At 39.3% G+C, this 13,898-nt stretch carries 13 protein-coding genes; 5 read left to right on the forward strand and 8 right to left on the reverse strand.

All coding sequences use genetic code 11. The features are described from left to right. Positions 1–24 precede the first annotated feature (24 nt). Positions 25–624 carry a hypothetical protein gene (locus J8L70_RS02475; RefSeq protein WP_211053886.1) on the reverse strand — a complete coding sequence of 200 codons (600 nt, stop codon included), beginning with the start codon at positions 622–624 and terminating at the stop codon, positions 25–27. A gap of 126 nt (positions 625–750) precedes the next feature. Here J8L70_RS02475 and J8L70_RS02480 point away from each other — a divergent pair, with 126 nt between their 5' ends. Then, positions 751–1,599: a LysR family transcriptional regulator gene (locus J8L70_RS02480; RefSeq protein ID WP_211053887.1), complete on the forward strand. Its 849-nt coding sequence runs from the start codon at positions 751–753 to the stop codon at positions 1,597–1,599. Between the two features lie 57 nt (positions 1,600–1,656). Here J8L70_RS02480 and rlmB read toward each other — a convergent pair whose 3' ends face one another. From rlmB to J8L70_RS02500, 4 genes are all read right to left on the reverse strand, one after another. Then, on the reverse strand, positions 1,657–2,400 hold the full coding sequence (gene rlmB, locus J8L70_RS02485) for a 23S rRNA (guanosine(2251)-2'-O)-methyltransferase RlmB (protein WP_211053888.1): 744 nt from the start codon (positions 2,398–2,400) through the stop codon (positions 1,657–1,659). After that, positions 2,397–4,862: a ribonuclease R gene (gene rnr / locus J8L70_RS02490; protein WP_211053889.1), complete on the reverse strand. Its 2,466-nt coding sequence runs from the start codon at positions 4,860–4,862 to the stop codon at positions 2,397–2,399. Before rnr ends, rlmB begins: the two co-directional genes overlap by 4 nt. A gap of 134 nt (positions 4,863–4,996) precedes the next feature. After that, on the reverse strand, positions 4,997–5,611 hold the full coding sequence (locus J8L70_RS02495) for a response regulator transcription factor (RefSeq protein ID WP_211053890.1): 615 nt from the start codon (positions 5,609–5,611) through the stop codon (positions 4,997–4,999). Further along, complete coding sequence (locus J8L70_RS02500; RefSeq protein ID WP_211053891.1) at positions 5,608–6,711, reverse strand: sensor histidine kinase; 1,104 nt, start codon at positions 6,709–6,711, stop codon at positions 5,608–5,610. The genes J8L70_RS02495 and J8L70_RS02500 overlap by 4 nt, the downstream gene beginning before the upstream one ends. 323 nt (positions 6,712–7,034) lie before the next feature. Between J8L70_RS02500 and J8L70_RS02505 the strand changes: the two genes are divergently transcribed. The 3 genes from J8L70_RS02505 to J8L70_RS02515 are packed head-to-tail and all read left to right on the forward strand — an operon-like array spanning position 7,035 to position 9,472. Then, a complete protein-coding gene (locus tag J8L70_RS02505; RefSeq protein ID WP_211053892.1) occupies positions 7,035–7,922 on the forward strand; it encodes a DMT family transporter in 888 nt (295 codons plus the stop codon). After that, positions 7,922–8,638 (forward strand): glycerophosphodiester phosphodiesterase family protein, encoded by a 717-nt coding sequence (locus tag J8L70_RS02510; RefSeq protein ID WP_211053893.1) that lies wholly within the window; start codon positions 7,922–7,924, stop codon positions 8,636–8,638. Before J8L70_RS02505 ends, J8L70_RS02510 begins: the two co-directional genes overlap by 1 nt. A 57-nt stretch (positions 8,639–8,695) precedes the next feature. Beyond that, positions 8,696–9,472, forward strand: a complete 777-nt coding sequence (locus tag J8L70_RS02515) for a putative porin (protein ID WP_211053894.1) — start codon at positions 8,696–8,698, stop codon at positions 9,470–9,472. Between the two features lie 31 nt (positions 9,473–9,503). On the opposite strand, the gene J8L70_RS02520 is transcribed toward J8L70_RS02515, so the two are convergent. From J8L70_RS02520 to J8L70_RS02530, 3 genes are read right to left on the reverse strand one after another with little or no spacing between them, the layout of a single operon-like run. Then, the gene (locus J8L70_RS02520) at positions 9,504–10,121 is read right to left on the reverse strand and encodes a hypothetical protein (protein WP_211053895.1); all 618 of its coding nucleotides are present in this window, start codon (positions 10,119–10,121) and stop codon (positions 9,504–9,506) included. Further along, positions 10,114–10,695: a sigma-70 family RNA polymerase sigma factor gene (locus J8L70_RS02525; RefSeq protein WP_211053896.1), complete on the reverse strand. Its 582-nt coding sequence runs from the start codon at positions 10,693–10,695 to the stop codon at positions 10,114–10,116. The genes J8L70_RS02520 and J8L70_RS02525 overlap by 8 nt, the downstream gene beginning before the upstream one ends. Before the next feature lie 30 nt (positions 10,696–10,725). Continuing rightward, positions 10,726–12,477 carry a VWA domain-containing protein gene (locus tag J8L70_RS02530; RefSeq protein WP_211053897.1) on the reverse strand — a complete coding sequence of 584 codons (1,752 nt, stop codon included), beginning with the start codon at positions 12,475–12,477 and terminating at the stop codon, positions 10,726–10,728. A 220-nt stretch (positions 12,478–12,697) separates the two neighbouring features. Between J8L70_RS02530 and J8L70_RS02535 the strand changes: the two genes are divergently transcribed. After that, positions 12,698–13,894, forward strand: coding sequence for an MFS transporter (locus J8L70_RS02535; RefSeq protein WP_211053898.1), 1,197 nt, complete (start codon positions 12,698–12,700; stop codon positions 13,892–13,894). Positions 13,895–13,898 lie beyond the last annotated feature (4 nt).

Here is a 13,898-nt window from a genome sequence, read left to right on the forward strand (position 1 = left end):
AGGCCTTAATTATTTAATTGCCACTTAAGCGGCGTGGTTTTGAATTAAATCAAATCCTTTATTTTGTAGATATTGTTGCCATTTTTGTAAGTCGTCGGCTTTAGCAGCTAATAAAAATTGCTGTTCGTTATTGTGCGCAAAAGCAGTAACAAAGACTTCTCCACTTTGTGCGCCATAACATAGCTTATCGTTTGATAAACGAATGCCTGGTGTTAATTTAAATGCATCTACTAAGGTGTTAAATGCATTATTACCGCTTAATGTTAAGGTTGTTAAATCGCTACGCACTACATAATCTATATCAAATCGTAGTTGTTGTTCGTTCATTAATGCTTGTAATTGATGACATGCAGCTTGTTTTAAAATAAAGCGGTAGGCAGTGTCGCTAAAGTAATACACACAATAGCTATATAAAGATTGGTAATCACCATCTAAAGTGCCTTTAAAACCAAATCCGCTTGCGGTTAGTTTGGCTAAATCGTGGCCTAAAATAGTGCTTAAAAATAATGAGGCTTCGCTGCCACTAAAATCCAATATAATGTCGTCGTTATTATTGTGTAATGCATTTACAACAGCGCTTTGCACGTTGCTGTGATGGGCAAACATAATTGGATTAAAAGTCATGGTGGTAACCTTAAAATTTTTGATAACAAAAGTATATTGCTAGCGGCTAACAACAACAAATTGTAATTATTTATCAATTGATAAATAATACTTATATATATTGGCGCATAAATAGTAATTATTAATATGAAAAATATTTCTACCGACAGCCTACGAACCTTTATCACGGTAGTTGAAGTGGCCGGTTTTGCTAAAGCTGGCGATATACTGGGTTTATCTCAGCCAGCGGTGAGTTTACAAATTAAGCGTTTAGAAGAACTGCTTGGCTATAAACTTTTTAAAAAACAGGGTCAGCGCCAAGTATTAAACCAATATGGCGAACTCTTGCTGCCTTTAGCTAAGCAAATGATGCAGTATAACGATTCTATTTTGCAGCAATTCACCACAGAAAGCATAACCGGTAAAGTTCGATTAGGGATCCCTAGCGAGTTTGCTGCACGTATTCTTCCAGCTATTATTGGCGACTTTGTCGCGTTATATCCCGAGGTATCTTTAGAGGTAAGATCCCGACTTAGTAAGCACTTGCTATCGGCATCACGACAAGATCAATTTGATTTAATACTCGCGTTAAATGAGCAGTTAGATTCAGATAAGTTTCCTATTTTTATGCAAGATGAATTGGTTTGGGTTGGCAATTTAGCTCAAGCTAATAATTCGGTTGTGACATTAGTTACTGCACCCGATGGCTGTATATATCGTCGTCGCGCCACCGATGCGTTAAAAAAAGCCGGTATAAAATACCGTATTGTCTATTCTAACGCCGATTTAACCGGCCTTATTGCAGCGATTAAAGAAGGTTTAGGCATTACCGTTTTAGCTAAAAGCACAGTCCCAAGCGAGTTAAACTTTCAAACTCATAGCAAACATTTACCCGCTTTAGGGCGCATTGGTATTAGTTTAATTAAAAACGGTGGCGAGTCGGAGCATGCCGTCGATAAGCTGGCCGAATTTATCGCGTTACGATTAGGCTATTAATAAACAAAAAAACCGAGATTGATAACTCAATCTCGGTTTTTTTTAATGCTGTGTGTTTTAGCTATTAGCACCGCGTTGGCGTAATACTTCAAACAAACAAATACCGGTTGCTACCGATACATTTAAACTAGACACCGAGCCTGCCATGGGTATTTTTACTAATACATCACAGTGTTCGCGGGTTAAACGACGCATACCTTCACCTTCGGCGCCCATTACAATCGCCATTGGCCCCGTTAAGTTAGCATCAAATACATGGGTATCTGTTTCGCCAGCAGTACCTACAACCCATACGCCCGCATCTTTTATTTCACGCAGCGTACGCGCTAAGTTTGTCACTTGTATAAGCGGAACGGTTTCGGCCGCGCCACATGCTACTTTACGAGCGGTACCATTAAGTTTAGCCGACTTATCTTTTGGTACTATTATGGCATGAACCCCTGCAGCATCGGCGCTGCGCAAACAGGCACCTAAGTTATGTGGGTCGGTAATACCATCAAGCACTAATAAAAACGGCGTGTCTTCACGCTCAATGATCACATCGAGATCTTTTTCATTAAACGTAGGCGCTGCTTTTACGTTGGCAATAATGCCTTGGTGCTGTTCGTCTTTGGCTTTGTTATCCAGTGCTTTACGCTGCATAAACTGTACAGAAATACCAAATTTACGCGCTTCATTAATAATCGGGGTTAAGCGTTTATCATCACGGCCTTTTAGCGCGTAAATCTCTAAAAAACGCTCTGGCTCTTTTGCTAAAATTGCTTCTATTGAGTGAAAGCCAAATATTAATTCATTACTCACGTATTGTTTGCTCCTGAGCTATTACGTTTACGGGCATTTTTACCGGGTCTTTTCGGCTTTTTAGCTGCCTTTTTTTTGGTTTTTTTCTTTGTCGCAGCATCTGCGCTACTGACTGATTTTTTACTGGTTTTGCTTTTACTAGCCGGCTTTTTTTTCGCTTTTGGCTTTTTATCGCCACTGGCTTTGTCATCAGGAATTTTACCTGCTTTTAATTGCGAGCGAACACTAGCCGGTGCATGGCTTGATTTACCTTTAGCCCCAGCGCGTCTGCGGGCATAACGATCTTGTGGTGCATCGCCTTGCAGCATTAAATTAATACGTCGCTCATCTAAACTAACCGAAGCAACATTAACCGTTACTTTATCGCCTAGGCGGTAAACAGTATTGCTGTGTTCACCAATTAAACAATGTTTAGCGCCATCATGATGGAAGTATTCTTCACCTAAATTAGTAACATGGATCAAGCCATCAATTTGTAAGTCGTCTAGGCGTATAAATAAACCAAAGTTAGTGACCGATGAAATAACCCCACTAAACTGATCGCCAACGTGATCTTGCATAAACTCACATTTAAGCCAATCGGCCACTTCACGAGTTGCATCATCAGCACGGCGCTCTGTGGTAGAACATTGCTCGCCTAATTGGTCTACTTCGTCGTCGGTATAAGCATACTCGCCCGACGTTTGTTGCCCTTGTGCTTTTATAACGGCTTTAATTGCACGATGCACCACTAAATCTGGGTAACGGCGAATAGGCGAAGTAAAGTGTGCATAAGCAGGCAACGCCAAACCAAAGTGACCGATATTATCGGGCTGATAAACCGCTTGTTTCATCGAGCGTAATAACATGGTTTGAATAAGCTCGGCCTCAGGGCGATCGCCTAAACGGGCCAGTACTTGGGTAATTTCTTTTGGTGTTGGTTCGTCACTTAATGTACTTTGAATCCCAAGCTCAGCTAAAAATTGAGTAAAATTGCCTAGCTTTTCTTGATCGGGTTCATCGTGCACACGGTACAGTGCGCTCGCTTCGTGTTTTTCTAATAGTTTAGCCGCCGATACATTGGCTAAAATCATACATTCTTCAATTAGTTTATGTGCATCGTTACGAATAACCGGCACAATCGACTCTATTTTACGATGCGCATTAAATACAAAACGTGTTTCGAGCGTTTCAAACTCAATCGCTCCACGGATTTGACGCGCAGATTTAAGTGCCATATACATTTGCTGTAAGTCAGTTAAATGCGGAACAACGGCGGTGTATTCTTCGCGTAGTTTTTCATCACCTTGTAAAATGGCATTTACTTTGGTGTAAGTTAAACGCGCGTGCGAGTTCATTAATGCTTCGTAAAATTTATAACCCGATAGCTTACCGGCTGCAGAAATGGTCATTTCGGCCACCATACATAAGCGATCTACTTTTGGGTTTAATGAACATAGCCCGTTAGATAGCACTTTAGGTAACATAGGAATTACCTGCTCAGGAAAGTACACTGAGTTACCACGCGCAATCGCTTCTTTGTTTAACGGGGTGTTCATGCCAACGTAATGCGATACATCGGCAATGGCCACCCATAAGCGCCAACCACCTGACTTTTTACGTTCACAATATACCGCATCGTCAAAATCGCGAGCGTCTTCGCCATCGATAGTTACAAGTGGTAAGTGGCGTAAATCTACACGGCCTTGTTTGGCTTCCTCGTCAACAAATTCGCCTAAATGAGCTACTTGTTGTTCTACTTCTTCAGGCCATACGTGCGGGATATCGTGATTACGCAATGCGACTTCTATTTCCATGCCCGGCGCTAAATGCTCGCCCAACACTTCGGTAATTTTACCTACCGCATTCATGTTTCGGCTTGGATTTTGGGTAATTTTAACTTGCACCATTTGATTATGACGCGCGCCGTTTTCGTTACCCGGTAATATTATAATATCTTGTGTAATACGTGGGTCTTCGGCGACCACAACCGATACGCCATGCTCAACAAAGTAGCGACCAACAATAGGCGCGCGTTCGTTAGTAAGCACTTTAATAATACGCGCATCGCATTTTGAGCCAGAACCACGCTTAGTACCTTTAGCAAGCACAATGTCGCCATGTAGCACCATGTTCATTTGGTGCTTAGCAATAAACCAATCTTTGCTTTCGCCTTCAACTTCTAAAAAGCCAAAACCATCTCTGTGACCAATCACTTTACCTTTCGTTAATCCTGCTTCGTCAATTAAGGCGTAACATTTAAACTTGTTAAAATAAAGTTGGCCATCGCGTTCCATTGCACGTAATCGACGCTTAAAAGCAATTTGACGTTCTGTATCGTCAACCGCTAATTCGTCACATAACTGTGTGAAGTTTGCTGGTTTAGAACGCTCTTTAATATGAGTAAGTATAAACTCACGGCTAGGGACAGGGTTTTCGTACTTTTCTTGTTCTCGGCTGAGATTTGGATCTTGGTTTGACATTCACTATCTTGTTAGTTGGTTATGTAGGTATTTTAACCCATATATGCATAATGAAACAGGCAAAAGCGATTAAACTTTTAATAAACTGTATTTAACCGTATTTAAATCACTAAAATACGGCTATATAAAAAATATTACAGCCACCCTTTTTGTTTTGCAATACGTGCTGCATCAACCCTATTAGTGGCATTTAATTTAGCAATGGCGTCACTTAAATAATTACGTACAGTGCCTTCACTTAAAAATAGCTGCTTTGCTATATCACTGGTTTTTAAGCCGTCGCTGGCAAGTTTAAGTGCTTTTCGCTCTTTATTTGTTAAAGGGTCTGCATCGTCAAGGGCATTAATGGCTAGCTCGGGGTCAATAACTTTCTGCCCTTGCATTACTTTTTTAAGCGCATTAATAAGCTCATCACTAGGGGCTTCTTTTAATATAAAACCTTTTACTTGTGCATTTAACGAACGCCTAATATAACCCGCTCGAGAAAAAGTGGTCATAATAACCATTTTTATAGCGGGGTATTTTTTTGCAATAAGTTCGCTTAGCTCTATACCGTTCATATTGGGCATTTCGATATCGGTTAAAATAATATCGGGTAATGCATCTTCAGCCATATCGTTTATTGCTTTAAATGCATCTTGGCCATTACTGGCTTGGCCTATAACGTCAATATTAAAGTCTAAACTGAGTAACGCCGATACCGCATCGCGAACTAGCGCTTGATCTTCAACTAAAAATATTTTGATCATGATAAATCCTTTGTCGTTATTGGCAGTATCACCTGTAACGTAAATTGTTCGCCACATGTAAAAATAGCACTTCCATTAAGTTGCTCTGCCCGCTCTTTAATGCCATTTAAACCGTTGCCTTTATTTAACGAGCTACATGGTGCGTTATCTATTACGGTTATATTTAACTGCTGCATGGTTTGTATGATATTTATTTCACAATTTTTAGTGCTGCTATGGCGTAATAAATTAGTCACCGCTTCTTTAATGATAAGCCCGGCGATGCCCTCTACTTTTGCCGGTAAAGTGGCTAACTCTACATTAAAATCAACATTAAACGCTTGCTCTAGCAATCGCTGTTTAAGCTGTGCAATTTGGCTTACTAAATTAAGCTGCTTTAAATCACTGACTGCATTTCTTACATCACTTAATAACTGCCGTGCCAGTTCGGCCACTTGTGCAATTTCGTTATTGGCTTGCTGATACCGCTCACCTTGATTTAATTTATTAGCCAACTCTGCTTTTAACGCTATAGATGAAAGCGAATGCCCTAAAATATCATGAAGGTCTCGGGCTATGCGCTCACGCTCAGCTATCGCGGCAAGCTGCTCTAATTGGCTGGCACTTTCTTGCTCTCGCTTTTTATGAATATCTTCTCTTTTTGCGGCAATGCCATAGCTAAATAATGCGGCACATAATATTAAGGCTACACTTAAAAAGTATTGGATCTTTCCTATATCTCCTATGTACGTGCTTAATAAAACGGTAACAACAATGGCAATTGCGGCATAAATTCTTTGCTGATAGTTATAAGAATAACCGGCGATATACGCAACAAAGCCAAATAAGGTAGGCGTACCACTGGTGTAAAAGGTGGCGCTAAAACATATAAGTAACAACGCAACAAATAGTTTTGTCACGCCTGCACTATGACAATTTATTGCTTTTAAATACAAAAGAATAAACGCAATATAAAAAGCTAATGAGATAATAATTTGCTTAGTAGTAAAGCTATCAACATTAATTATTAACGGCAGTAAATAAAAGCCGGTAAAAATTAAATGTCCATATTTCCAAAACCCTTTATCGCCTTGCTGAGAAAAACGGCTATTTGTACTCATGCTAATACCTCTAAGTTATTATTTTTATTTATAGCTATGATTTTATTAATAAATAACATAAAAAAACCTATGAGTATAAAGTAATCATTTATAAATAGGTTTTGACTTAATCTGGTTGCTAACTCGCTAATATATAAACTCGTGAAAATTAATACGTTCATCGTTATCTCCTCGTTAATAGCTTAACTATGCCAAATCCTCAGGATATAAAGAGTGTAAAATGTCACTAACTTTGCTGACATTTGTCATATGCCACTAAAACTTTCAACTTTGCGTCATAAAAGAAGTGTTAATATATAAAAAATTAATTTTTAGAGTATGAAATGCAAGCTAAACAACACAGCTTAATATATTTACATATTGCAGTATTACTTTTTGGCGGTACGGCATTATTTGCCAAGTTAATTGGTTTAAGTGCAATTGATATAACGGTGTATCGATGTGCCATTGCTGGTATGGCTCTTTTTCTTTTTTTAAAACTACAAAAAACGGCAATTAAATTAAATAATACCAAAGATTACTTTATTGCATTAATACTCGGTATCGCCGTTGGACTACATTGGGTGACTTATTTTGCAGGCATGCAAATGGCTGGTGTTACCATTGGTATACTTGCGCTGTTTTGTTTTCCAGTGATTACGGTACTTGTTGAGCCATTTTTTCATAACAGTAAACCTAAACTTAAAGATATTATTACCGCTGCGGTGGTTGTTTTTGGTATTTACTTAATTATGCCCAGTACCAGTTTAACCAACAGTACAACGCAAGGTATTGTATTTGGTATTATTTCGGCTTTGTTTTATGCGTTAAGAAACATAGCCCACAAGCGCTACTTTAGCCAATACAGTGGCCCTCAAACGATGCTTTACCAAACCTTGGTAGCTTTTATAATGTTATGTGCATTTATTGAAGTGCCCATATATGAGGTTGCTAATGATGATTTGTTGTTAATTGTAATCGCCGGAATAGTATTTACAGCCACCCCACATTCATTATTTGCCGCCAGTTTAAAACATTTATCGGCAGCAACAGCGGGGTTAATATCGTGCTTACAACCGCTGTACGGCATTTTATTTGCTATTGTAATTCTTCACGAAAAACCCAATATAATGACCTTAATTGGCGGTGCTTTAATTGTCAGTGCTGCGTTTTACGAAACATGGTCGATTACACGGCGTAAACGTGTACGCCCTGCTATAAGTGAGAATTAATGAAAGTATTTGCTCATAGAGGTGATAGTGCCCATTTTGCCGAAAACACGCAAAGTGCGATTCAATCTGCATTAGAGATGGCTATAGATGGGGTTGAAGTAGATGTGCAAAGTGCCAAAGACGACTTTGTCATTATTCACGACTCGAGCCTAGACAGAACCACCAATGGGTGTGGCAATGTGCGTGATTACACGCTGCACGAGCTTGCTTTACTCGATGCCGGTAACGGGCAAAAAATCCCCTCATTGCAGCAATTACTAAATTGGAACAGTAATAAATCGTTACTTAATTTAGAGCTAAAACACACCTTTGATCTTAAATACTTAGCGTTATTATTAGAGAGTAATATTGCCAAAGGGATAATTAATCCTGAAAACATATTACTCTCGTCGTTTAATCACCACCAGCTAGCATGGATGAAAAACCGCCTACCTTGGCTAAAAATAGGTGCTTTAACGTCGTGTATTCCTCTTAGTTATGCTCAATTTGCTCAAGATTTAAATGCCTACAGTGTTCATGTAGATAAAAGCTTTGTTAATAAAGCTTTTTGTGATGACGCAAAACAACGCGGACTAAAGATTTACGCCTACACTGTTGATAAAAAAATAGACATAGAGCGCATGCTTAGCTTGGGCATTGATGGTATTTTTGCCAACGACCCTCTTAATGCAAAATCGATTATTACGGCATTAAACTCAAATAAGTCTCTAAATTAGCAGCAAAAAGTAGAAACGAGTCTAGAATATAAGGAGTTTTAATAAAAGGTACACTTAATGCGCTCTATTTTACTCTTACTTTTATTGTGTTGCAGTACCAACGTACTTGCAAATGTTGATAACTCAGAACCAAAGCGTTGGTTTAACACCCTTCAATATAGCAAAATAACCCCCGACAGTATTAATGCGTATCAGGCTACATCGAGCTATTTTTTTGCTGATCAACAACACAGTGGTGTATGGGATGATTATGGCTACTTAGATACCGACAGCAATGTATCCATAAGTTACCAAAATATCGATAGTGAGTCAGTGACAGGGTTTTATGGCGAGGGGTTTATTAATAATTGGTTTGTACTTGCAGAGGTCTCTGATACTGATAATTTTAACAACAACACCCTTGGTTTTGGCTATGTTTATAACGATAACTTAAAAGCTGCGGTACGCCTTGAAAGCGTAGAAAACGATAATAATACACTGTGGTTTTCTAGTTATTATAACACCCAAATAAACGACACCGATTACTTCGGGGCTGGCTTTGAAATTGACGAACACGTAGATAATTGGCAAGTGTCTAGCCGTTATTTTTCCCACTTAGGCAATAGCCGTTACTTCACCTTAGACACTGCCTATGAAAATGGCGAAGACAATGTATTTTCGGCACTGGCAAACTACTACTTTAATACACAATTTGCCTTAGGTGCCGGTATACAAGACTCGCACTTACAATTAGAGGCAAAGTACTTTATTAACAGCCGCTTCTTTTTTACTGCTAACTTTACCGATTATGACGAAGGCGATGAAACGAGTATTCAATTTTCGGCATTTTTCTAGCATCACTAAAAACCCCGTTTAGCCGGGGTTTTTACCACTGAGCTTGTGGTATTAACGCATAATAACGCTTCGTTAAATATGCGTTTAATGCAGGTTGTTCTATTTGTAGCTTTTTAATTTGTTTAATTGCCTCTGCCTGTTTATTTTGCGCAATTAACTCATCTATTAGTGTCAGTTTTTGTTTAATTGAGTCGGTGATCTCCGGCTCTTTATCGCCGTGATTTAGCGCTGTGGAAGTAGCTAATGCATGATCTTCAAACTGCAGCCTTTTACTTTGCTGCGCTTTTTTATTTTGCATAGCAGCATGCGCCTTCACGTCTTTAGCATTTGGTGCAACGTGTATTGCTTCTATAGCCTCATGTTGCATTATTTCACTATCTTTCGGTACGCTTAAATCTGAGGGAACTTGATTATATTGCTCGGTATTTTGCACATATAACACAGCAACCAATACCAATGATGCCGCAGTAGAGAGCTGAGCATACCAGGTTTGATAAAAACGGCGTTTTTTTATGGTAGTAATATTATTTACATGAGCGGCTGCATTAGCTGTATTGAGTATATGTTCGTTAAGTTTGGCGCTAGGTTGCTCGGTGGCACCTTGCTGATACAACGAAACTATATCTTGGTCGGAAAATTTATTACTCATCATTCCCTCCTATTTTGCTACTTAAACAATGCTTTAATTTACTTAGTGCATAACGAATACGGCTTTTTATTCCTTCATTTGGCTCGCTAAGCAAGTGCCCTATTTCGCTTAACGTTAAGCTGGCTTCGTGTTTAAGTAAAAACGCTTCTTTTTGATCTCGCGGCAGTTGCTCTAGGCACTGTTTTAGCTGCTGCACTTTATGTTGTTGATGCAATACATCATCGGGGGTCAGTAAATCTTGCTCAGCGGTATCATCGTGATCTATTAATTGCGCTGACGAACTTTGCATAACTTTGTTTTCGGTGCTTTGACGACGGTAATAATCAACTAATTCGTTATGGGCAATGTGGTACAAGTAAGTGCTAAATTTACTACTTACTTTATAGCGATGACGCGCATTTATAAGCTTAACCCACACTTGCTGAAATAATTCTTCAGCAAGAGCAACAGACGCACATTGACGCGTAAAATAACGGTATAAACTGTTTTTATGGCGCATATACAACACATTAAATGCATTCATATCGCCTTGTATATAATGCTGCATAAGTATTTCATCCGCTAAATTATTCATAACGCGTCTGTTAACTCCTTTTAGTCATCGTTACTGCAACGCAGCCGCTGTTTTTACCAGTTGTATAAATTCACTGCGGTATCCAAATGGGTCATCCCCTTTATTTTGGTTTGCCAAAGTGGCTATATCGTTATAGTGCCATTGCCCTAAATACTTTGCACCTTTTAACATTTGTGCAAATCCAGCCACGGCTGCTGCAAACTTAAAATCGCTCGAAACCAGATTATCCGCATTCGCTGTTAGCACCTTATGACTAATTAACTGGCTTTTATTGTTCGTAGGTTGTTTATAACGCACCTTTACAAACGCCACTTCAGAGGTATTTATATCACCCTGTGGGGTTTTATGGTTACTGCTGTATCGTAAATCGTCTATGTGCTTTTGTGTTGAGTTGGCCATTGTTAACTCGTAAATTGCGGTCACGGTATGGCCCGCGCCAAGCTCTGCGGCATCAATATTGTCGTTATTAAAATCTTCGTTTGCTAATAAACGATTTTGATAGCCAATTAAACGATACTCAGCCACCAGCTGCGGGTTAAACTCGACCTGAACTTTTACATCTTTTGCGATAATTTGCATGGTACTGCTCAACTCATCGACTAATACTTTGCGCGCTTCATTAAGATTATCAATATACGCGTGCTGACCATTACCTATATTAGCTAACTGCTCCATTAGCGCATCGTTGTAATTGCCTTGACCAAAGCCTAACGTGGTTAATGCAATGCCTGTTTCACGTTTATTAGCAATAAGTGCTTTTAACTCGTCTAACGATTGTGTGCCGACATTAAAATCACCATCGGTAGCGAGTATGACTCTATTCACACCGCCTTTTTTAAAGTTTTTTTGTGCAATTTGATAAGCAAGCTCGATACCCTGCTGTCCGTTTGTAGAGCCTCCTGCCGATAAAGTATCTAATGCTTGTGATATTTTTTGATGTTCATTTCCTGCACTTGCATCTAGCACCACACCTGCGGCTCCAGCATAAACCACAATAGCCACTGAGTCGTCTTCATCGAGTTGTTTAGTCAACATTTTTAAACTGCTTTTTAATAAAGGTAATTTATTAGCCGCATTCATAGAGCCCGACACATCAAGTAAAAACACCAAGTTAGCGGCCTTTAACTGCGACTTTTCAATTTCAAATCCCTTAATGCCAATATGCAGAAGTTGACGTTGTGCATTCCATGGCGCTGCTGCCATTTCGGTGTGTATATTAAAAGGCACATCAAATGATGCCGGTGTTAAATAGTCATAATTAAAGTAATTTATAAAAGCTTCTTCTCGTACAGCATCGCTGGGGGGGAGTTGCCCTGCATTTATCATACGACGGCTATTGCTGTAGCTACCGGTATCAACATCAATAGAAAAAGTAGACAACGGCTGCGTTACAACTTGCTTTACTGGGTTTTGTAATGATTTTAAGTACTGCTCGTTATTGTTTTTTTCGTTAATAATCGGCCGCTCTATAGGTGATGGTAATATAGGGCGCGGCATACTTATGTTGCGAGGCATAACAGACATTTTAGTTGTGGCAAACATTTGCTTTTGTGCCACTTTTAATTGCCTTACAGCCTTATCTTGTTGCTCACTAACTACAATATTATTGCTACTCACTTGTATTGTTTCAATGTCGGGCGTACTTTTCGGTTGTGAAGTGCTGGGTATCGTTTGTTGTGTACTTTGCTTATGACTTGAATATGTACACGCTGTTATTATCGCTAAACTTACCGCGGTTAATATCATTTTTGGGTTTATGCGCTGTATTTTATCGTTTTTCATAACTCACCTATTCGGTTTAAAAAAGTAATTACCGCTATAAACGCCCGAGATATAAAACTGGGGTTAAAATAAATAAGTTATTTTAATATGTGACACCGCAGGTTTTGTCCTCAACACTTAATACGCACCAAGCACACCGATATTGCACACGCTAATTAATGTGTATGAAGGCTAAGTTCTGGTATAATTTGACCATTCTTTTTGCAGATTTGAGTATTTTGTGAATAACGCTTTACCCTCTCGTACCACGCTTTCGAGTATCATTTTAATTACCGGTATATTTTTTATAGCCTTTAACTTGCGTGCACCGGTAACCGGTATTGGACCAGTACTTGATAATATTATTGCCAGCTTTAATTTAACGGCTTCGCAAGCAGGCATGCTGACAACCCTCCCTCTTTTAGCGTTTGCTTTAGCCTCGCCTTTAGCGTCTACACTAGCAAAAAAGCTAGGGCTTGAAATATCACTTTTTATTGCTCTTATTTTAATTGCTTTAGGGCTGCTATCACGATTAATACCCAGTGCTCCTTTGTTATATATAGGAACGGGAGTCATCGCAGTGGGGATAGCAATAGGCAATGTATTACTACCGAGTTTAATAAAGCGAGATTTTCCTCACAAAGTAGCAATTATGACTTCGGCATACGTGCTAGCAATGGGAGTATTTGCAGGAAGTTATTCGGCATTAATTATACCTCTTGCAGGGTATCAAGATATGGGCTGGCAAATCGCTCTTGCAAGCTATGCTTTGCTCACAATAATAAGTATTTTTATATGGCTACCCCAATTAAAATTACATACCAAACCTACAAAGGATGTCACACAAAGCGTACCTGGTAGCAAAATTTGGCACTACCCGTTAGCGTGGCACATTACGTTGTTTTTAGGTTTAAACTCATTTTTTACCTATATTATGATTGCTTGGCTGCCCAGTGTATTAATTGATGCCGGGTATGATGCGCAGCATGCCGGTGTATTGCATGGGGCCTTTCAATTTGCTTCAGCTTTGCCGGGCATTTTATTAATTCCTTTATTAGCAAAATTAAAAGATCAACGTATGTTGGCATTAATACTGGCCTTATGTGGCAGTGCTTGTTCGTTTGGCTTACTTTACTTTCCAAGCGCTGCATTTATATGGACCGCTACATTAGGGTTTTGCTCTGGGGCTACGTTTATTTTAGGCATATCTTACGTGAGTTTACGCTCTCACAACTCTCGACAAGCAACATCGTTATCGGCAATGGCACAATGCGCCGGCTATTTATTAGCAGCAACCGGTCCTATGTTTGCTGGTGCACTGCATAGCTATTTTGGAAGCTGGGATAGTTTGTTATGGCTTTGCGCCCTAGCCAGTATTGCATGCGGTATTTTTGGTTACTTAGGTGGGCGCGATATTTTACTAAGTAAAAACGCTTAACGAC

The organism is Pseudoalteromonas sp. MMG010 (assembly GCF_018100905.1).
Taxonomy (GTDB): domain Bacteria; phylum Pseudomonadota; class Gammaproteobacteria; order Enterobacterales; family Alteromonadaceae; genus Pseudoalteromonas.